The sequence below is a fragment of the Lentisphaera araneosa HTCC2155 genome, from assembly GCF_000170755.1.
Classification (GTDB): domain Bacteria; phylum Verrucomicrobiota; class Lentisphaeria; order Lentisphaerales; family Lentisphaeraceae; genus Lentisphaera; species Lentisphaera araneosa.
The window spans coordinates 16,239-36,790 of record NZ_ABCK01000016.1 but is presented as its reverse complement, the minus strand read 5'-3'; the positions used below and the strand labels follow the sequence as shown (position 1 = coordinate 36,790).

Here is a 20,552-nt window from a genome sequence, read left to right as displayed (position 1 = left end):
AATAGGTTTTACAAAACTTATTGGAGTTTTTTATTTGATTTGAATACCCATTGAACAGCATTGCTATTGTCTTGAGAAAAATAGTCCTCGTGCCGAAGGTACGAAGCATAACTCAAACTATACTTGTCAACCATAAGGCTTTCGTTTTCACACCCCACTCCGTTCTGATGGAACGGCGCATAATTCGTCATACTAGCTCCTAGGTAAACCTGAGAAAAACCATGCCGAGATAACACATTTCTCTCTATGTTCATACTTACCCTGTTAAGATCCGCTTAGAAGCTGCAAACAAACTCAGCAAGAGAAAGCTCAGACCTCACAGAACTTCATATATACGTAGAAAATTTTTTCAGTGGGCTCACTTGAGTATAACTAAGCAGCTATGAAACAAAACGGGAACCTTATGAACAAGACTTTACTCAGCATCGCCTCAGTCCTACTGATCAACTTTTTTCTTATTCACGCAGATGATAACAAAAAGCCGAACATCGTCTTGCTCATGACCGATGACCAAGGTTGGGGCCAAATGGGTTTTTATAATCACCCCTACTTAAAAACGCCAAACTTGGATGCGATGGCCGCAAATGGCCTGCGTTTTGATCGCTTTTACGCAGCGAATGCCGTTTGTTCCCCGACCCGCGCCAGTGTGCTCACAGGAAGAATACCTCAGCGTACAGGTGTCATTGATCACGGCTTCCGCTTGCGTCATCAAGAAAAGACTTTAGGTGAAGCACTTCAAAAAGCCGGCTATGCCACCAATCACATTGGCAAGTGGCATTTGGATGGCGTTGGTCAAATGGGTGTGCCAATTCTCAAAGACGATCCCTTTGGCCCGGGAACTTTTGGTTTTGAAAATTGGTTGTCGATGACGAATTTTTACGACATGGATCCCCTCATGAGTCGCAATGGTGTTTTTGAACAGTTTAAAGGAGATACGTCCGATATTGCCGTTGCTGAGGCCATCAAATACATTCGTGCTCAACACGAAGCTGATCGTCCTTCACTCACACTCATTTGGTACCCCTCCCCCCATTACCCCTGTCGTGCCTTACCAGAAGACCGAGCTCCTTTTGAAAATTTGGATCTTCGCAATGGCGTCAAATCTGTATTAGCCGAGCTCGTAGCCGTTGACCGCTCTGTGGGAGCTCTGCGCTCTGCCCTAAGAGAGATGGGCATTGAAAAAAATACCATCCTATGGTTTTGTAGTGACAATGGGGGATATCACGGGCATGATATCGAACATGGTATGGGTGGCCTCCGAGGTGCAAAAGGTGATCTCTATGAAGGTGGCATTCGCGTTCCCGGGATTATTGAATGGCCCGGACATATCGAACCGCGAATCACTAAGTTCCCGGCATGTACAACAGATATCTTCCCCACTATTGCCAGCCTCTTAAATCTCCCAAAAGAAGACTTTCTCCAGCCCATCGATGGCATTGACCTCGTTCCCGTCTTCAAAAAAGATTTACCAACTCGCGACAAGGCGATGGCCTTCTTTCAGCTACATGGTAAGCTTCAAGGCTACATCGATAACGACTTTAAAATTGTCTCACTCATCGACAAAACCACCAAAAAGCGTTATTACGAACTTTACAATATCGTGGAAGATCGCGCCGAGACTAAAGACCTCTCCAAAGAGTTGCCCGAAAAGTTTACCCAGTTAAAAGCTGACTTTGATAAGCTTCATAAAAACATAGAGGCCAGCTTAAAAGGTGCTGATTACCCCATGCCACCACAAATCAAAACTATTCGCAAGCCAGATTGGGTCAATCAGCCTCAGTATGAACCTCATTTCGACGAATTTGCTAAGCACCGTGACTACCAGGGCCAAATCAAAAAATGGCGTGAGAAACAAGCTCAAAAAGAAAAGTAAAAGAAATCATAAGTTCCTCACGTTTACGGAGCGCTTGAACGCATCATAGCCCTTGTTGTGGATCAAGGTAAAAAACATCATAATTCCCCATAAAGCGTGGCAACGCCCCTAGTCGCCTGGTCAAAGATTGGCAAATCCTTGCAGGGAGAGCTCGAGAGGGACAGCGTCCTTCTCGTATGGGTCGCATCATGCCCTTTATTCTGGGTGATCGTAAAAAACATTGTTTTGTAGATGAGTTGTCAAGTATTAGATCGGTTGATATCTTATCCTCAGATAAATTAATAAGACTTTAGATTAGGAAGTGACGATGAACCGAAAAACCTTTTTAAAGAGCTCAGCGATTATTGGCGCAGGACTCTTCTTTGAGTCATGCCAATCACCAGCTAATGATTCACCGAAAAAATTAGCCCTCGGTTTTGATAACTTTAGCATTCGTGCCTGGAATTGGGACGCTGACCAATTACTTGATTATGCCGCCAAGCAAAAGCTAGACACCGTTTTGTTTTCAGATTTAGATGTCTATAAAAGCCATAACCCTGCCTACCTCAAAGATTTGGCTAAAAAAGCACAAAGTTTGGGAATAAAGATCCAAGCAGGCACAGGAGGGATTTGTGGATCTGTTAAAAACTATAATGACAAATGGGGCACGGACATAGAGCACCTTAAGCTTGCCATTAAAATTGCCAACTTAGTTGGTTCCGATGTGGCTCGGTGTTATATGGGCTCTGCTGAACTACGCCGTGAACCCAAGGGCTTAGAGCCCCATATGGGTCGCGTCGTCACTGTGTGTAAAACTGTTGAATCCTATGCTAAAGATCATGGTATTAAAATTGCCATTGAAAATCATGCTGGTGACATGGCGGCTTATCAATTAAAGGATCTCATCGAGCGTGCTGGCCCAGATTACGTCGGTGCAACAATCGATCCAGGCAACGCCGCATTTACACTTGAAGACCCTATTGAGAACCTTAAAATCCTCGGTCCCTATGTTTTATCGAGTGGCATTAGGGATACAGCTATTTTTAAAAATGATACGGGTGGCATCACCGCCAACTGGTGTAAAATGGGGGAAGGCTCTGTTGATTGGACGCAGTATTTTGAGCTATGGCGCAAACTCTGTCCCGATGCACCTGTGCAACTAGAAATCATTTCGACTTGGGGGAAAACGATAGCTCCAAAAACTGATGAAGCCTTCTGGAAGAACTACCAAGATATACGTGACGTCGACTATAAAGCCTTCGAAAAATTAGCGACACAATGGAAAAAAGCGCCACTCCACCTTCATAAGGATAGGCACAGCAAAGAGTTCATGTTAACTGATCTAGAAAACAGCTTGGACTACTGTAAAAACACGCTCAAATTAGGCCTGAAATAGTTAAGGGGATTCAATCACTGATTTGAGAATCCGAAAAATCTGCGGCAATAAAACGAAAGACTTTCCAGAATTTTTTAGAGATATAAGCAGGATTTATGTTTTCATTATTCATAGTACACTATGAATAATTGTGTTTAAATTTCACAAGACCCTTATTTAATGCCATCAAAAAATTGTATTATGGTTTTGAGTTCTGTAGTTTAACAACAGAAAGTTATAAAATTAAATATATATATTTTGTTTGACTTTATTTTATATATTTACGTTTTACGGGGGTTTTTATGTTGGGTAATAAAGAATATCGATCAATAATCGCGATGAATATGTTAATCGCATTGCTCTACTTTATCTTAGCAAAAACCTCTCTTTTAATAGCCATCGGGCCCGGTTATTCTAGTCCAATCTGGCCTGCTTCAGGTTTAGCTTTAGCCGCTGTTTTAAGTAAGGGTTACAGTATATTGCCTGGTATTGGCATTGGCTCATTCTTAGCAAATTCCACACAACAAGGTTTTGATGACCCACTTATAATTTTTATCAATCTAGTTATCGGAATAGGCGCTATGCTACAAAGTGCCTTTGGTTCTAAATTAATTAAACGTTATGCAAAATTTTCAGAAGCCTTAAATACTAGCTATAATATCACTCTTTTTTTTATTTTCGGTGCAGTTGTTTCAACAATTATTAATGCATCTATAGGTAATCTTACCTTATGGGCCTTCAAGATAATCCCTACCCATGATTTACTCAATAATTTCCTTACGTGGTGGTTCGGTGATATGCTGGGAGTTGTTGCTATTAGCACATTATGCCTAACCTGGTTAATACAAGATAATCCATTCTGGAAAAAACGTCGATTACCAATAACTTTGACAGCTTTAGTCGCCTATGCGATAATGACTTTAATACTCAATTTAGCTGATAATAGTGAAAAAAAACACATGCATTACACTTTTCATGATAAAGCTACCATCATGACTACGAGTTTAATTAATCATATTGATCAGTACTCCACCTCTCTCGCTTATATACGAGCATTTTACGAAAGTAGTCAAGAAGTTACTGAGAAAGAATTTTATACTTTCACCAATAACCAATCTTTAAACCAGGCTCATTCTCCATTAATAACTTGGCATCAATTAGTGATTTCTAAAAATCGTGACGCTTTTGAAGAAAACCAATTAATAACTCCCATACAGAGTAATGAATACTTAGTCAGTACCTATCAGAAGAATTCGCTCAACACAAACTCCATGCAAAAAGTAGGCATTTATATCTCTCCAATTCACAAAGAAAAACTTCTCTTGTCTAGGGAGAGTGGCAAGGAATTTGTCATACATGCTAAAGATAAAACTCAAATGCACTCCGTATTTATGCCAATTTATAATGGTGGCATCAAAGAGACTCCTTCAGAAAGAAAAATGAATTTCAAAGGCTTTTTATCTCTAGATTTTTACCTTAATGATTTAACCAAATATGTAACTAACTACCTTTCTACAGATGATATAGTCTTAGTAATTAATGATACCTGTTTCAATAAAAACGTTAACACATTGAATCAAAATGAATTGACTTCAACATTAACTACCGATCCCTATTTTATTAAAACTAAGTCTTTTTCTTTTTATGATTATAACTGGAAGATAAATGCTATCGCGACAAATAAGTTTTTAGACAGTAATCATATGCTAATATTTTATAGCATTGTTTTTTTTATTGTCATGATTCTTAATGGGGTTACACTTATAACCACAGCTCGTTTTGCAGAATCCGAGCACATGCGAATTATCGAAACAAATTTATTAAACCAACAAACTAAAGCCAAAATTGCCGCCGATGAAGCAAACCGTAGTAAAAGTGCTTTTTTAGCCAAAATGAGCCATGAAATACGAACGCCTATGAATGCTATCATTGGTTTTTCAGACCTACTTCAAAATGTAAGCATGAGTGAAAAAGGGAAGTCTTACCTTCAAAACATTTCAAATAGTAGTAATTCTCTTTTATCATTAGTTAATGATATCCTTGACCTCTCAAAAATTGAAGCTGGTAAAATAACCCTCCAGTTAGAAGCCTTAAACATATCAGACTTCATCAATGATATGCATACACTTTTTGTCGATAGGATATCAAAAAAAGATTTAAATTTAACCGTAAGTATAAACAAAAACTTGCCAAAAATCCTAGAACTTGATGAAAATCGCTTACGGCAAATTTTAAATAATTTACTAAGTAATTCATTAAAATTTACTGATTCCGGATCGATTACAATTACCGCTGATTATAAAACAAAACCTAATCAAGAAGATTTAATTGATTTGATCATTACCGTTAAAGATACTGGTAAGGGGATACCCATAAATCAACAGCCAAATATTTTTAACAGCTTTGAACAGGTTAAAGGACAATCACAGGCTGTATACGGCGGGACGGGCCTAGGCCTTCCTATTAGCAGAAAATTAGCCGATATAATGAATGGTTCATTAACAGTTAATAGTACAGTCGCTGAAGGCTCATGCTTTACTTTAACACTCACACAAGTCAAAGTTTTACAAAACAAAGAAAAATCTACAGGCTCAACTCCATCTATTAACGAAATTATATTTAAGCCTGCCACTCTATTATTAGTTGATGATAACAAACTTAATCTTAAACTACTGGTTCATATGCTTGCCGACTTCCCTTTCAAAATACACACAGCAGAAAATGGCCAATTAGCTCTTGAAAAACAAGCCGAAATAAACGCGGATATAATTTTACACGATATTTTGATGCCGGTAATGGATGGTTATGAATTGGCTACACATCTAAAAAATGATCCCATCAATAGCCGTATCCCAAGGGTTGCTTTGACAGCAGCTGCTTTAAATGAAGATATTGATAAAATCAACAAACTTTGCGATGCTTATTTATTTAAACCTTTTCACCGCAATGAACTTATTGAAATTCTAATAAGGTTTCTTGATTATGAAATAGATCAAAAAAACAATTCATTATGAATGACTATAAATCACTAATTTGAGATTTTTAAGGCGTCCAAAAACTTTCCAGATGATCGGTTTTTGTAAGTAACTGAGAATAACTTAAAGTGCCCACATGACCATCTAAATAAGAAATATTTGATCTCAACTGATGACGTGCCACATTTGGAGAAGCTTCGATCAATTTACTATCTACCATATCGGTGCTAAGTATGAAACGAAAAGTACTGTAACCATCCATTATGATCATTGTATCACTAGAATTGTCGCCATACATCCTACTGAGATACTGAAAATGATTACTATCGAGATTTGATCCACCATTATTATTACCTCGACCTAATCGAAAATTTAGCGCATAGTTACTTTCCCAATTATTAGTGAATTCCTTCCCATTTGGGCATTCATATATAGTCTTTTTATTTTGAGCATTAAAATCCAAATACCCTTTTACCGAAAGTGTTCGGTGCCACTGTAAATTTGTACTTGAAGATTTTGTATCTGCTGGTGCATAATTATTATTATCCATTGCATATATCATTAATGCTTGAGTAATTTGCTTGAGGTTACTTTTACAAACTGAAGCCTGGGCTGTTTTACGTGCTTTAGCGAGTGAGGGAAGCAATAAAGATGCTAATATACCAATTATGGCAATGACAACTAAGAGCTCTATTAGTGAAAATGTTTTTCTAGTCATTTAAATCTCCAGATTATTAATGTCTTTCAAATTAGAGACATAAGATAATTTAAACAAATATATAAAATGAATAGTTTTATACGAAAAATGAAACAGAATATAAGCGAATTTATTTATAGGTATTTATCTAGTTTTAAATAAACTGAGCCTTAAATCATAGTTTATTATACTTAATATTTAATTTTAAGTCTGTAGTCGTTAAATAATATAGTTAAATTTAATAAATTATAAAATAAATAATCAATAGTTTCATTATTATAAGTTAATTGATCAAAAATTATAATTGTTAAACGACTATATTACCTTTAAAGTTAATTAAATTTTTTATTTAATATTAAAATAAACAGACTAGTCCTCTGCAAAGTTTCATTAGTAGCTTTCATGACTTGTGATGGTATTAGCAGACTTTTCTTAAATTATAATATCTCAAAGAATTAGGGAGATAAAACATGAACAAAGTAATAGACTTAGATAATAATATTAATAGTGACGCAGAAGCTGTAAATAAAAAAGATTTAGCTCGAGCAGGCCATTTACAACAAAAGTCTCTTCCTCTAGTAAGTCATATATATACCGCTGATCCGTCTGCACATGTTTTCAATGACAAAATCTACATCTATCCCTCGCACGATATTGAAAGTGACAAACCATTAAACGACGATGGCGATCATTTTGACATGAGAGATTATCATGTATTTTCACTAAATGAACCTGATGCCAAAGTCATTGATCATGGTTGCGCATTAGACATCAATGAGGTTAAATGGGCAGAGCGTCAAATGTGGGCACCTGATGCAGCTCAAAAAGACGGCAAATATTATTTATATTTTCCTGCCCGTGATTATGATGGCTTATTCCGCATTGGTGTTGCTTCTAGCAATCAGCCAGAAGGTCCATTCAAAGCTGAGCCATCTTATATTAAAGGAACATATAGTATTGATCCTGCCGTATATGAAGATAAGGATGGCTCCTATTACATGTACTTTGGAGGACTCTGGGGCGGCCAATTACAAAACTGGCATAAAAGCTCTTATGGCCCTGAACAATACCCGGCGAATGATGAGCCCGCATTAAAACCACGTATGGCCAAACTTTCCCCAGACATGCTAAGTTTAGACGAGGAAGTCCATGAAATATCAATTTTAGACGAATACGGAAATGAGCTTTTAGCAGGAGATACTGACCGTCGTTATTTCGAGGGGCCATGGCTCCATAAATACAAAGAAAAATATTACTTCTCTTACTCAACAGGTGAAACACATAAAATCGTTTATGCTACGAGTGAGTCGCCTTATGGTCCCTTTACATATCAAGGCCTCATTCTTGAGCCCGTCCTTGGTTGGACTACACACCATTCTATTGCCAAATTCAAAGGTAAATGGTACTTATTCTATCACGACACTATGCTTTCAGGAGGTCAAACACATTTAAGAAATATTAAAATGATTGAGTTAACGCACAAGGAAGACGGTAGTATTCAGACAATATCTCCTTACTTCAACTAAAACTTATTTAGAATTGGAACCTTATAACATTTAGAGATCATAAGAATTAATCTGAAATTTTAGAGAGCGCTAAAAGTTCTAGACTTAACTTTGGATTATAGCTTATTTTTTTATTTTATTTTTTTTATAGTTACCAGGTGTTTCACCAGCCTCTCTCTTAAAGAAAAGATAAAGAGATGGCGTAGAGGTAAAGCCTGCTTCAAAAGCTATTTCTTCCATAGACTTATCTGTATGAACAAGTGCATTTTTTATAAAACGAATACGTAATTTCCTTAAGATCTGACCTGGTGATAAATGAAAATGAGTCCGAAAAGCTCTTTGCAAGCCCTGCTGAGTCATATCCATTTGTTGGGCTACCTCAGCTGCTGTTATTGAAATGTCATTATTCATAATCTCCAAGGCTGTACGAATTACCGGATTTGAGCTTGCAATAACATCTGTACTTGCTCGAGTCACCACTGAAGTTGGCTGAAGTTTATAAAGGTGATCCCCTATCCCCTTACCTTCCATTAGGTCTTTCAAAACCAGTGCTGCTTGTTGTCCAAGACCCTCTTGGTTAGTTTCTACACTGCTTAAAGGCGTTGAAAGAGACCTTGCAATAAGAGGGTTATTATCTGCCCCTAAAATAGCCAAATCATTTGGCACTTTTAAGCCCATTGATTCCGCTAAATAAATCCACTGTGCTGCCCAGCTATCTTCGTAAGCAAAAAGCGCTGCAGGATTTTTGAACTTTGACAGTTTTTGCTTTAAAATCGCCTGAGATAAATCTAGAAGGTGCGTATCATAGAGGTTAGGGACTTCAATTATTTCGCAATCATAGCCTTTCTTCATGAGTGTTTCTTTAAAGGCTTGGTAACGCTCCTGAAACATCTGAATATTGTTGGTGGATAATGCATAAAAATGTGTAAATCCACGCTCGAGAAAATGTTCTGCAGCCATGCGCCCTAACTCTACATTGTCTGTCACTACCCGAGGTATGGCTAAACCATGTTTATTTAAACCCAAATCCACAACAGGAATTTTATGTGTTTGAAAAAATTGATAGGTCTCAGCACTATGAATTAGAGTTATAGCGCCATCTCCTCTCCATGCTGCGGGTACAGCACTACTACGAAATGAATTTTGTAAAAATAACAAACTCCAACCATTTTCTCGCGCAACGTTCACTACACCTTGATGAATTCGGTAATCATACCAATCCAAGGCTAAAATTATTTCGGGGGTCTTACTCATATGTAACTCCTGTTTAATAAAACATAAAAAATACTTATAGATTAATATAAATATACAAAACCCAAACTTTCCTAATATATTTTATAATATTCTTTATATACAAATAAATTCAAAACAGCACATATCAAAGGATACTTAAAAAAGTTTCATTTTTGATACATAAGTGTTCATGTTATATAATTGATTAAACTTTTTACTTGGCCTATCTTTGTTCAACTCAACAAATAAGGACCAAGCCTCATGCTTATCAAAAGCCTAAGAAACTTACTTCAAACTAAAAGTTTATATCTTGATCCTTTAGTAAAAATCATGTCTAAGCATCAAAAAAAATATCTACAATTATAGCCATAGGACTTGTTGTACTAATTCCGTAAAAATTGGCTTTTTAACTAACGAGAAGTCTTATTCAATTAATGACCACCTAAACCTCGAGGTAAGCTAGTATGAAACCTTTAAAACAAAGCAATATCTTCGCCTACAGCTTAGGTGACCTAGGCATGAATCTAAACTTTCAGCTCATTGGTTTCTATTTGGCTTATTTTTACACTGATGTGTTTGGCATTTCTGCAGCTCATGTAGCAGGATTATTTCTAGCCGCTCGTATTTGGGATGCTTTCAATGATCCTATCATGGGTTTCATAGCTGACCACACAAAAAGTAAATGGGGTCGCTTTCGTCCATACTTACTCTTTGGAGCCATCCCCCTCAACTTAGCTTTACTTGCCTGCTTTTACACACCAGATTTATCCGACTCAGCTAAAATTGCCTACGCTTATATTACCTACATTATCCATGGCATGTGTTTCACTTCAGTAGGGCTACCCTACTCATCAATCAGTGCAGTAATGACACAAGACCAACAAGAACGAGCTGTGATTTCTAGCTATAGAATGTTCTTTGCAGTAGTGATTGCACTTGGAGTTATTGGAATAGGTGTCAAACCCTTCGTTAACCAATTTTCTACTGAGCAAGAAGGATTTTTTATTGCTGCATGCGTTTTAGGTGCCACATCCGTAATCCTACTTTGGATTTCATTTTTCTTCTCTAGAGAGCGAGTTGAGCCACCTAAGGAAAAATATAAATTAAAAGACATTCTCCCAATCATCTTTAAAAACGATGCTCTCTTAGTTCTTGCTGCAGCGATGTTATTGAATACAGGAGTCTGGGTTACAGGTAACGCCGTTGCGCTCTATTACTTCAAATACATCCTTGGAGATGCTAACCTACAATCAACATTTTTTATGGTGATGTTGCCAGCAAACCTCCTTGGTGCACTAATCACTCCACAACTCACTAAACGCTTCGGTAAAAGAAGTGTTTTCATGTATGCTAGTATTGCTGTAGCGCTCTTTAGTCTTGGGCGTCATTTTGTACCAGACACTAATCTATTTATGATTTTTGCGCTATCCGCACTTAGTTCATTTTTTATGATGTTCTGTTCTATTACCCAATGGGGCATGTTGCCAGACACTGTCGAATATGGTCACTGGAAAACAGGTGTCCGTTCAGAGGGCATCCCCTTCGCTTTTTTCTCTTTCATGCAAAAGTCTGGCATGGCTTTAGCAGGCAGCATTGCTGCTTTTGTGATGTACCAAACTGGCTACGAAGCCAACACTGAATTAAGTAGCGCCGCTGAAACTGGCATTCGTTGCTTATTTAATATCATCCCGGCAATCTACTCTATAATTTGTTTTGTCGCTCTAATTTTTTATAAAATTGATGGTGAGCTTTTTAATAAAATCATTAAAGACCTTAAGCAAGATTAAAAAATATGAAGACAAAAAAATTCACCTTTACACTAATCGAGTTACTTGTTGTGGTAGCCATAATTGGCATACTAGCCTCCTTGCTTTTACCGAGTCTTGGCAAAGCCAGAAAAAAAGCACAAGCTTCGGTCTGTAAAAATAATCTTAAGCAAAGTTATTTGGCATTCACAATGTATGGCGATGATTATGAGTCATATCCAGCACCTTGGGATCGAAATAGCTATGGCGGTAACTATACCGAAGCTGCTCGATGGCACATTGCTTTAGGCTCTTATATAGGCAAACCGTCTTGGACTCTTGGAGATGCTGATTCAGTAAATAATAAGCCTCTCGCTGAAACAAATTTATTACATTGCAACGAAGCCAAAGCAAATGAAATGATTGTCACTGCCTCTCAAGAAAATATTTTTGGCTACGGAATGAATCTCTTCTTAAAAGCAGACTCTTTAAGCTTAGACAGCAACCAAAAACGCATTTCATACCCTTCACTACAAGAAATAATCAAGCCCTCACAAACCCCTCTTCTTGCAGATTCCAGAGGCGTCGACTTAGGGGAATCCGTACACATAACTAACACCAACAACGCCAACTATTACTTGTATGACCGAGATAGACATGATGAGAATAGTAACATGTCTTTTAATGATGGTCACGTAGAATCATTTTCCGAAGCCTCTGCACTTGGTCGTTACGGAATACTTGGAAACAATTTTTGGTCAGGAGACTATTAATGTACAAACTCTTTACTATATGCCTTTTATTTTCATTTTTAAGCACCGGCCAACACCTGAAAAATAGCTTTGCTCCCTATTTTAAAATAGGCACCGCTATCAATATTGAACAGCAACTGGATAAACGTCGGGGTGAATTCACTGAGCTGATCAGTTCACAATTTAATTCCCTTGTTGCAGAAAATGCCATGAAATGGGATGCTTTAAACCCTGAACCGAATGTTTACAATTTCGCTCTCTCTGACAAACTTATTGACTTTGCTACCGAACGCAAGATGGAAGTAGTCGGACACGTACTTTTCTGGCATAATCAAACACCTGAATGGCTTTTCAAAGACACAAATGGCAAGCAAGTCAGTAAAGACCTCTTAATCAAACGTATGCGTCACCACATTAGAGTTCTAAATAAAAGATATGGTGAAAAAATACATGCTTGGGATGTGGTCAATGAAGCTTTAAATGAAGATGGTTCTTTACGAGATAGTCCTTGGAAACAAATCCTAGGTGAAGACTGGGTCCAACAGGCCTTTAAAATTGCTCAAGAAGAGCTCCCTCCAAAAACAAAGCTAATTTACAACGACTATAACCTTCACAATCGCAATAAACTTATGGGACTCCTTGAACTCTTGCACTCAATGCAAGCGAATAGCATTCGTATTGATGCAATAGGAATTCAGGCTCATTGGGCTTTAGACTACCCTTCTCATAAGAATTTAGAATTCCTCATCAATACACTTCATAAAAACAAAGTCCAAATTCATTTTTCTGAACTTGACATAGATGTACTACCTCGTCCAAAACAATTTGATGGAGGCGCTGAAATCACGGAATCACATAAATATAATATGTTCATAGATCCTTATAAAGAAGGTCTACCTACATCTATGCAAAATCAGCTTGCCAATCGCTACCAGGGCCTTTTTAAAGTTTTCTTAAAACATGCAGATAAGATTGATCGTGTGAATTTCTGGGGACTCACCGACGAATTCTCATGGAAAAATCAATGGCCAGTCGCCAATAGAACGAATCATCCTTTGCTATTTGATCGTGACGGTAAAGCCAAGGCGGCATTCTATAGCATTATTAAAACAGTCAAACCCAAAACACCATAGGTAGCATTATGATAAAATTAATATTGAGTCTTCTCAGCATAGCCACCTTTATGCTCACTGCGCAAACTAAACCCAACATCCTTATTTTCCTCGCTGATGATCATAGTACCTTTGATGTAGGCTGCTACGGCAACCAAGTTGTCCGTACTCCACATATCGATAAACTTGCCAAAGAAGGCATGCTATTTAACAAAACTTTCACTTCCACCGCTATGTGTGCCCCTGCAAGAAGTATGCTTTATACAGGTTTGTACCCACACAATAATGGAGCTCACATGAATCATGGTGCCGTCAACAAAGGAGTGAAAAGTTTTGGCCAATACTTCAAACCCCATGGATATCGTGTTGTCTTAGCTGGCAAGGGACATATTAAACCTATGAGTGTCTTTGCAATGGATCGAGTCCAAGAAACAGTTAAAGATATATCTGAAGTCATTAATGGCGAGGACCCATTTTGCCTTATTATTGCATCCAATGACCCTCATGCTCCACACCAAAGCGGTGGCTTTGATCCACAACTTATACCCATCCCACCATACCTCCCCGACACCTATGAAACTCGCAATACACGTGAAGGTTATTACACGGATATCGAAACTATGGATAAAGCTTTTGGCTCCTACTTAAAAATTCTTCAAGAATCTGGAAAAGCGGATAACACTATAACTATATTTTTAAGCGATCACGGCGCAGGTAAACTAGCAAAATGGACCTTATATGAAATTGGACTTCGTGTTCCTATGGTTATTCGCTGGCCTGGTAAAATAAAACCTGGCACTCAAAATAATGCTATGATTAATCTTATCGACATCCTTCCCAGCATGTATCAGGCTGCGACGGGAAAAACTATTCAAAATATTGATGGCCAAAGCTTCCTCCAAACACTCACTGCATCAAAAATAAAACATCGTGAATATATTTTCGGGGCTCATACCAATAGAGGGATTATGGCAGGACTTCCCTTTCCCATTAGATCCGTTCGTGACAAAAGATTCAAATACATTCGCAACCTCAATCCCGATGGAATATCTAGTAATATCACAACACATAACTTGGATTATAAAGCCTATGGTGGAGGCTGGATGACTTCTTGGGAAAAAATGGGGCAATCTGATAGTTTTTGGGCAGCAAGACATAAGCTCATCCTTAATCGTCCTGCTGAGGAACTTTACGACTTACAAAAAGACCCATGGGAACTCAAAAATCTCGCAAATAAAAAAGAATACAGATCTACACAATCTCGACTCAGCCAAAAACTCGACCAATGGATGAAGCATCAAAATGACGCTGGCATGCAAGCGGAACTAAGCGTTAAAGCACACTCAAAAAGAAAAAAATAAGGAACCTAATTATGTTTACTAAGAAACTACAATATTTCTCGTTAGTCTTATGCACATTGAGCTTATCATTATTTGCATCTGAAAAAAACAATGTACTCTTCATCATTGTCGATGACTTACGTCCCGAACTCGGCTGCTATGGAAACAAACAAGTCCTTTCACCTAATATTGATCGACTTGCTTCGGAAGGTACTCTCTTTTCAAAAGCCTACTGCAATGTACCCGTTTGTGGTGCCTCGCGAGCAAGTGTCATGACAGGCTTGCGCCCAACAAAAGATCGCTTCATTTCATATAATGCAAAAGCCTACAAAGAATCTGGTGGTGTGCTTGACCTCGCAGGTATATTTCAAAAAAATGGTTACACCACGATAAGTATTGGCAAGGTATACCATGAACGCAATGACTACAGAAGTTCTTGGGACTTTAAAGATAGTCCATTAATAACCAGTCCTTCAATGCGTGACTACCACCTCCCAGAAAACCAAGCTGGTCGTGGAAAATATAGTTTTGAAGCCCTCGGCACCGCCTGTGAAGCTGCTGATGAACCTGATGAAAAGTACTTCACCTATCAACTAGCAGACGCTGCCATCGATTATATCGATAAAACCGAAAAGAAAAACAAGCCCTGGTTTCTTGCCGTTGGTTTCACTAAACCACACTTACCCTTTGTCGCTCCCAAAAAGTACTGGGACCTCTATAAGCGTAGTGACTTTAAACTTGCTAGTAATCCTAATATGCCTAAAAATGCCCCAACTCAAGCGAGTCATCAATGGCATGAACTTAGAAAAATGTATAATGATATACCTCAAACTGGTCCAGTTCCTGATGATAAAGCGCTAGAACTCAAGCATGGATATTATGCCTGCGTTAGCTTTACCGATGCTATGATTGGTCGAATTTTAGATTATCTTGACACCAACAACTTACGTAAAAATACCACCGTCATCCTTTGGGGTGACCATGGCTGGCAACTCGGAGAACATGGCCTTTGGTGTAAGCACGCAAATTTCGAAACTTCACTTAATACACCTCTTATCGTTTCTGCCGCAGGACAAAATGCACAAGGCCCAAGTAAAGCTCTAGTGGAATTTGTTGATATCTATCCATCCTTATGCGACTTAGCAGGATTCACTAAACCGCCTCATCTCCAAGGTAAAAGCTTTGCCCCATTGTTAAAAAAACCTAATACGAAATGGAAAAGTGCCGTATTTAGTCGCTACCATGCAGGAGACTCTATCCATACAAATCGCTTCCTATACACTGAATGGCGCAATAAAAGCAATGGTAACATCACGGCTCGTATGCTCTATGATCATCAGCGCGATCCTGACGAAAACTTCAATATTGCAGCAAATCCTGAGTATGCAGAATTAGTCAAAAAACTGAGTAAACGCCTCCAAGCTCACATCGATTCTTGGAATAAATAAAGGACTGAATCATATTATTGCTAATGTGTAAAAATTCCTGTTAAGATTTTTGGGGTTCTTGTTAATCAAGTTGCTAAATACAACTATTAGGAGAGCTCATTGAAATTTTTAGCTGGAATTTTCATCCAATTACTGGTGCTCGGCATCTGTGCCGCAGAGAAACCCAATGTCATTTTAATTATGGCGGATGACGTGGGCATGGAAGCCTTCTCCTGTTATGGTTCACTCGATTACCAGACGCCAAACATCGACAAGATTGGTAAAAATGGTGTCTTATTCAAGCACTGTTACGCTCAAGCTCTTTGCACTCCTTCACGCAATCAAATCATGACGGGTCGCTATAACCATCGCAATTACCCTGGCTTTGGTAAGCTGGACAAAAATGAAATTACTTTTGGCAAAATGATGCAAGATGCGGGTTACGTAACGGCTATTTGCGGTAAATGGCAATTGGGCCGCAATCGCGAACTGATCAATCATTTTGGCTTTGATGAGTACTTACTTTGGTGGCTCGAAAATAAATCTGAACGCTATAATAACGTAGGGGAACTTATCGGCAATGGAGAACTCCTCCCCGGCGATCAAGGCGAATATGGCCCCGACCTCATGGCCAACTTCGCCCTCGACTTCATCACCCGTCACAAAGATAAGCCCTTCTTTCTTTACTACCCGATGATCTTAGTTCACGATCCCATGGACCCCACCCCCGACACGCAAGATAGCGCACGCCTAGGAGTGACTTTGAAAGATCGTAAGAAGCTCCCAAAAGAAGTTCGTAGTAAAATGGTTAAAGACAACTTTGTCGACATGGTGCATTATATGGATAAAATTGTCGGCAAAATTGATGCTAAACTCGAAGAACTCGGCATTCGCGACAACACAATTTTAATCTTCACGGGCGATAACGGCACCCACTCAATGATTAGTTCCAATACAAAAATGGGCGAGATTCGAGGAGCTAAAGCCACTTTAAAAGACGCTGGCACACATGTTCCCCTCGTCGTTTCTTGGCCCTCACAAGGGGTCAAAGGACTCGTCACTGATCAACTGATTGACTTTAGCGACTTCTTCGTCACACTTGCAGAAGCTGGTGGAGGCAAAATGCCCAGCGATCGCAAAATGGATGGTGTTTCTTTTCTTCCCACACTCCAAGGAAAAAAATCAGAACAAAGAAAGTGGGTTTACTCCGCCTATTTTAATAAATTCACTTTGTTACGCCAGGATTTCATCCGTACTCAGCGCTACAAACTTTATAATGATGGTAGCTTCTATGATATCCCCAATGATCGTCAAGAAAAGAACCCAATCTCCAACCCTCAAGGTGAAGCACTGAAAGTCAAGAATTTCCTCGAAGCCGAAATGAAAATTGTCAGCCAAACGACACGCGTCATTCCAAAGGCACTTTATCAGGGTAAGAAACCAAAGAAGAAAAAATCAAAAAACAAGATATAAAAATAAGGACTTTTCATGAAGAAACTCATTAGCATTCTTGTCTTAGGCCTTGCTTATCTCCACCTACAAGCGACCGATAAAAAGCCAAATTTTATCGTCATTTTTACTGATGATCAAGGCTACCAAGATCTCGGTTGTTTTGGCTCACCAAAAATCAAAACACCCGAAATTGATCAAATGGCTAAAGAAGGTGCCCGCTACACGAACTTCTATTCTGCCAATGCTATTTGTTCAGCATCTCGTGCGGCTTTACTCACCGGTCGCTACCCTTCGCGCAATGGAGTTTTTCACGTTTATTATCCTGGAGCTTCACAAGGTCTTAAGCCCTCGGAAATCACCATTGCCGAAGTCCTCAAAACCGCTGGCTATAGAACGTCAATTATTGGCAAATGGCACCTTGGCGATCGCAATCAATTTTTACCCACTAATCAAGGTTTTGATAGCTATTTTGGAATCCCCTTCAGTAACGATATGTGGATGAGTAAAGATTTAGCTCTAGCCGATGACATCAAGCTCTTTGGTGGCGTCACTGTTGAGCAAATCAAATCCGGTGAAGCTAGCAAAGCCGTTAAGGGTGAAAAGCGTGGTGGCAAAGTGCCATTGATGCGCGACGAAGAAGTCGTTGAATACCCCGTGGATCAAACTTATATCACCCAGCGTTACACTGACGAAGCCCTGAAAATCATCAAAGAATCCGAAAAGAAAAAGCAGCCCTACTTCATCTACCTCGCCTATGCCATGCCTCACGTTCCCCTTTATGCCTCACCAAAATTTGCGGGAAAGAGTGCACGAGGCCCCTACGGCGACACGGTAGAAGAAATGGATTATCACGTTGGTCGCATTCTCAAACACCTTAAATCGAGTGGTGCGGATAAAAATACACTAGTGATCTTTACTTCTGATAATGGCCCTTGGAACTTGGGCGAACGCGGTGGATCTGCCCTTCCCTTGCGCGGTGCTAAATTCTCGACTTACGAAGGTGGGCATCGCGTCCCCTGTGTCATGTGGTGGCCTGGAACTATCCCTGCAGGCACTGATTCTGCGGAGATCGCAACGACTCTCGATTTTATGCCAACTTTTGCGAAACTCGCAAATGCCCAACTCCCCAATCGCACCCTCGATGGCAAAAATATTGCGCCCATGTTACGTGACGGAAATAAGGGTAAAAGCCCCTACGAAAAATTCTATTTTTGGAGTAAAAACCACATCGAGGCGCTGCGCATCGGCAATATGAAACTGCGTATGTCTTGGGATAAGAAAAACAACGTGCGCAAGGAAACTGAGCTATTCAACCTTGAGGGCGATATCGCCGAAAGTCATAACTTAGCTCCGCAAATGCCCGAAAAAGTGGCTGCCATGACAAAGATGCTGCTCGAAGCTGAACAAGAACAATTGGTCCAAGCCGAATTCGAGACCCCCGTTCCCCAAGCTCCATCTTTTACTGCCGCTACATTTATTCAATCATCGGGGCATCAATACAAGAATGTCGCTAAAAATGCTTTTGATAAAAATGAAAAAACTCGTTGGACACCCAAAGGGCAAAAGAATCTTTGGCTACAAATTGAGTTCAAAGAAGCCCAAACAAGTTCAGAGTTTAAAATCACTTGGGAAAAAGAAGCCACCTACCGTTACGCGATTGGCACCTCTATGGATGGTGATAATTGGGATATCCTCCTCAATAAATTCGGCAACCGCACTAGGGAAACGGTGAGCAAGAATAGCACGAGTCAAAAAACCTACCGCTTCTTACGCCTCGTTATTTTTGGCGCCGAAAAAGGCACTAAAATTGCCGTCCGCGAATTTTCTTATTAATTATTAAAAAGGATCAACCATGAAAGTTAAATCTATACTGCTCATTCTCACTTTTTTCTGTGCTTCAGTCTTTGCCAATGAAGAATCCAAAGCCATACACGCTAAAATTAAGCTCATGAAAAAAGAAGTGAGCTCGCTTCGAAAAGCTAAGAAAATTAAAGAATCACGCGCACTCAATAAACAAGTCATTGCCCTCCATCATAAAGTCTTGTGGTTAGATCATGGGGAGCAAATCAAAAGCGATATCAAGAACATGGAAGTCCAAAAACCTAAGAAAGCGAGAAAGGTTCTCATCTATTCAAAAACAACCGGCTTTCGCCATACCTCGATTGAATTAGCCGCGGATGTCCTCAAACTTCTAGGTGAGCAAAGCGGTGCATATACCTCCACACATACCGAAGATGCAGAAATGATTAATGATGCGGAGCTCGCAAAATACGATGTCATCCTCATGCTTAGCACAACTAACAATCCCATTAAATCACCTGAGCAAAGAGCTGCCTTTGAAAAGTTCATGGCTTCAAACAAAGGCCTTGTGGGCATTCATGCCGCTACTGATTGCCACAAAGATTGGCCTGAGTACTTGGAAGCTATGGGTGGGATTTTTGATGGTCACCCTTGGGGCGCAGGTTCAACTGTCACACTCTATAACGAAGGCCTCGATCACCCCTGCTGTAAACATGTTCCACAAGGCTATAAAATTCGCGATGAAATTTATCAGTACAAAGATGATGAACACTTTACCCGCGATAAAATGCGCGTCTTACTCAGCCTCGACCTATCAGGTGAGAACATGATGAAGAAAAATATGAAACGCAAAGACAATGACTATGCCGTGTCTTGGTTGCGCAGCTACACAGGTTCACGCGTATTCTATACGAACCTTGGTCACAACGAAGCGACCTACTTCGACAAAGTCGCTCTCCAGCACATGCTATCTGGCATTCAGTATGCCTGCGGTGACCTAGAAGCCGACGCCACCCCAAGCGCCAAACTCGGCCTCCTACCCAAGCCAGTTAAATAGTTACCCTATCATATAAATACCGATGCCAGAAGTGCTAAAAGCACGGCATAGCTCAGCCTGGTTCATGAATAATATATAGAATTCGAGTGCTGAATACACCCCATAACTGAGCCTAGTTTATTAGACAAACCGAGTGCTGAAAGCACGGCATAGCTGAGCCTAATTCGTCAGAACTAGGTTTTGGGAAATCTAACTCCATTGCGAGTTCTGAAGGAACGGCATAAATACTT

The 20,552-nt window shown here is 39.4% G+C and carries 14 protein-coding genes; 12 read left to right on the top strand and 2 right to left on the bottom strand.

Annotated features, from left to right (window positions below; all coding sequences use genetic code 11):
* Positions 1-403: 403 nt before the first annotated feature.
* From LNTAR_RS15730 to LNTAR_RS25910, 3 genes are all read left to right on the top strand, one after another.
* Positions 404-1,873, top strand: coding sequence for a sulfatase family protein (locus LNTAR_RS15730; protein ID WP_007279723.1), 1,470 nt, complete (start codon positions 404-406; stop codon positions 1,871-1,873).
* A gap of 307 nt (positions 1,874-2,180) precedes the next feature.
* Entirely contained in the window at positions 2,181-3,248 is a 1,068-nt protein-coding gene (locus tag LNTAR_RS15725; protein WP_007279722.1) for a sugar phosphate isomerase/epimerase family protein, read from the top strand.
* A gap of 317 nt (positions 3,249-3,565) precedes the next feature.
* The gene (locus tag LNTAR_RS25910) at positions 3,566-6,241 is read left to right on the top strand and encodes an ATP-binding protein (protein ID WP_162026411.1); all 2,676 of its coding nucleotides are present in this window, start codon (positions 3,566-3,568) and stop codon (positions 6,239-6,241) included.
* A gap of 28 nt (positions 6,242-6,269) precedes the next feature.
* On the opposite strand, the gene LNTAR_RS25905 is transcribed toward LNTAR_RS25910, so the two are convergent.
* The gene (locus tag LNTAR_RS25905; protein WP_007279719.1) at positions 6,270-6,920 is read right to left on the bottom strand and encodes a type II secretion system protein; all 651 of its coding nucleotides are present in this window, start codon (positions 6,918-6,920) and stop codon (positions 6,270-6,272) included.
* 449 nt (positions 6,921-7,369) lie between these two features.
* On the opposite strand from LNTAR_RS25905, the gene LNTAR_RS15710 reads away from it, so the two are divergent.
* Positions 7,370-8,425 carry a glycoside hydrolase family 43 protein gene (locus LNTAR_RS15710; RefSeq protein ID WP_007279718.1) on the top strand — a complete coding sequence of 352 codons (1,056 nt, stop codon included), beginning with the start codon at positions 7,370-7,372 and terminating at the stop codon, positions 8,423-8,425.
* A 102-nt stretch (positions 8,426-8,527) separates the two neighbouring features.
* On the opposite strand, the gene LNTAR_RS15705 is transcribed toward LNTAR_RS15710, so the two are convergent.
* A complete protein-coding gene (locus LNTAR_RS15705) occupies positions 8,528-9,658 on the bottom strand; it encodes an AraC family transcriptional regulator (protein ID WP_007279717.1) in 1,131 nt (376 codons plus the stop codon).
* 443 nt (positions 9,659-10,101) lie between these two features.
* On the opposite strand from LNTAR_RS15705, the gene LNTAR_RS15700 reads away from it, so the two are divergent.
* From LNTAR_RS15700 to LNTAR_RS15665, 8 genes are all read left to right on the top strand, one after another.
* On the top strand, positions 10,102-11,424 hold the full coding sequence (locus LNTAR_RS15700) for a glycoside-pentoside-hexuronide (GPH):cation symporter (RefSeq protein WP_007279716.1): 1,323 nt from the start codon (positions 10,102-10,104) through the stop codon (positions 11,422-11,424).
* A 5-nt stretch (positions 11,425-11,429) separates the two neighbouring features.
* The gene (locus tag LNTAR_RS15695; protein WP_007279715.1) at positions 11,430-12,155 is read left to right on the top strand and encodes a type II secretion system protein; all 726 of its coding nucleotides are present in this window, start codon (positions 11,430-11,432) and stop codon (positions 12,153-12,155) included.
* Positions 12,155-13,267 carry an endo-1,4-beta-xylanase gene (locus LNTAR_RS15690; protein ID WP_007279714.1) on the top strand — a complete coding sequence of 371 codons (1,113 nt, stop codon included), beginning with the start codon at positions 12,155-12,157 and terminating at the stop codon, positions 13,265-13,267. Before LNTAR_RS15695 ends, LNTAR_RS15690 begins: the two co-directional genes overlap by 1 nt.
* Before the next feature lie 8 nt (positions 13,268-13,275).
* The gene (locus LNTAR_RS15685) at positions 13,276-14,607 is read left to right on the top strand and encodes a sulfatase family protein (RefSeq protein WP_007279713.1); all 1,332 of its coding nucleotides are present in this window, start codon (positions 13,276-13,278) and stop codon (positions 14,605-14,607) included.
* A gap of 11 nt (positions 14,608-14,618) precedes the next feature.
* Positions 14,619-16,034 carry a sulfatase gene (locus LNTAR_RS15680; protein ID WP_007279712.1) on the top strand — a complete coding sequence of 472 codons (1,416 nt, stop codon included), beginning with the start codon at positions 14,619-14,621 and terminating at the stop codon, positions 16,032-16,034.
* Between the two features lie 99 nt (positions 16,035-16,133).
* A complete protein-coding gene (locus tag LNTAR_RS15675; RefSeq protein ID WP_007279711.1) occupies positions 16,134-17,486 on the top strand; it encodes a sulfatase family protein in 1,353 nt (450 codons plus the stop codon).
* Between the two features lie 15 nt (positions 17,487-17,501).
* Entirely contained in the window at positions 17,502-19,298 is a 1,797-nt protein-coding gene (locus tag LNTAR_RS15670; RefSeq protein WP_007279710.1) for a sulfatase-like hydrolase/transferase, read from the top strand.
* A 19-nt stretch (positions 19,299-19,317) separates the two neighbouring features.
* Positions 19,318-20,322 carry a ThuA domain-containing protein gene (locus tag LNTAR_RS15665; protein WP_007279709.1) on the top strand — a complete coding sequence of 335 codons (1,005 nt, stop codon included), beginning with the start codon at positions 19,318-19,320 and terminating at the stop codon, positions 20,320-20,322.
* The last annotated feature ends 230 nt before the right edge of the window (positions 20,323-20,552 follow it).

Bases quoted from the DNA above. Each gene is read 5' to 3' on its own strand.
- LNTAR_RS15730 (WP_007279723.1), top strand. From the start codon at position 404: ATGAACAAGACTTTACTCAGCATCGCCTCAGTCCTACTGATCAACTTT.
- LNTAR_RS15725 (WP_007279722.1), top strand. From the start codon at position 2,181: ATGAACCGAAAAACCTTTTTAAAGAGCTCAGCGATTATTGGCGCAGGA.
- LNTAR_RS25910 (WP_162026411.1), top strand. From the start codon at position 3,566: ATGAATATGTTAATCGCATTGCTCTACTTTATCTTAGCAAAAACCTCT.
- LNTAR_RS25905 (WP_007279719.1), bottom strand. From the start codon at position 6,920: ATGACTAGAAAAACATTTTCACTAATAGAGCTCTTAGTTGTCATTGCC.
- LNTAR_RS15710 (WP_007279718.1), top strand. From the start codon at position 7,370: ATGAACAAAGTAATAGACTTAGATAATAATATTAATAGTGACGCAGAA.
- LNTAR_RS15705 (WP_007279717.1), bottom strand. From the start codon at position 9,658: ATGAGTAAGACCCCCGAAATAATTTTAGCCTTGGATTGGTATGATTAC.
- LNTAR_RS15700 (WP_007279716.1), top strand. From the start codon at position 10,102: ATGAAACCTTTAAAACAAAGCAATATCTTCGCCTACAGCTTAGGTGAC.
- LNTAR_RS15695 (WP_007279715.1), top strand. From the start codon at position 11,430: ATGAAGACAAAAAAATTCACCTTTACACTAATCGAGTTACTTGTTGTG.
- LNTAR_RS15690 (WP_007279714.1), top strand. From the start codon at position 12,155: ATGTACAAACTCTTTACTATATGCCTTTTATTTTCATTTTTAAGCACC.
- LNTAR_RS15685 (WP_007279713.1), top strand. From the start codon at position 13,276: ATGATAAAATTAATATTGAGTCTTCTCAGCATAGCCACCTTTATGCTC.
- LNTAR_RS15680 (WP_007279712.1), top strand. From the start codon at position 14,619: ATGTTTACTAAGAAACTACAATATTTCTCGTTAGTCTTATGCACATTG.
- LNTAR_RS15670 (WP_007279710.1), top strand. From the start codon at position 17,502: ATGAAGAAACTCATTAGCATTCTTGTCTTAGGCCTTGCTTATCTCCAC.
- LNTAR_RS15665 (WP_007279709.1), top strand. From the start codon at position 19,318: ATGAAAGTTAAATCTATACTGCTCATTCTCACTTTTTTCTGTGCTTCA.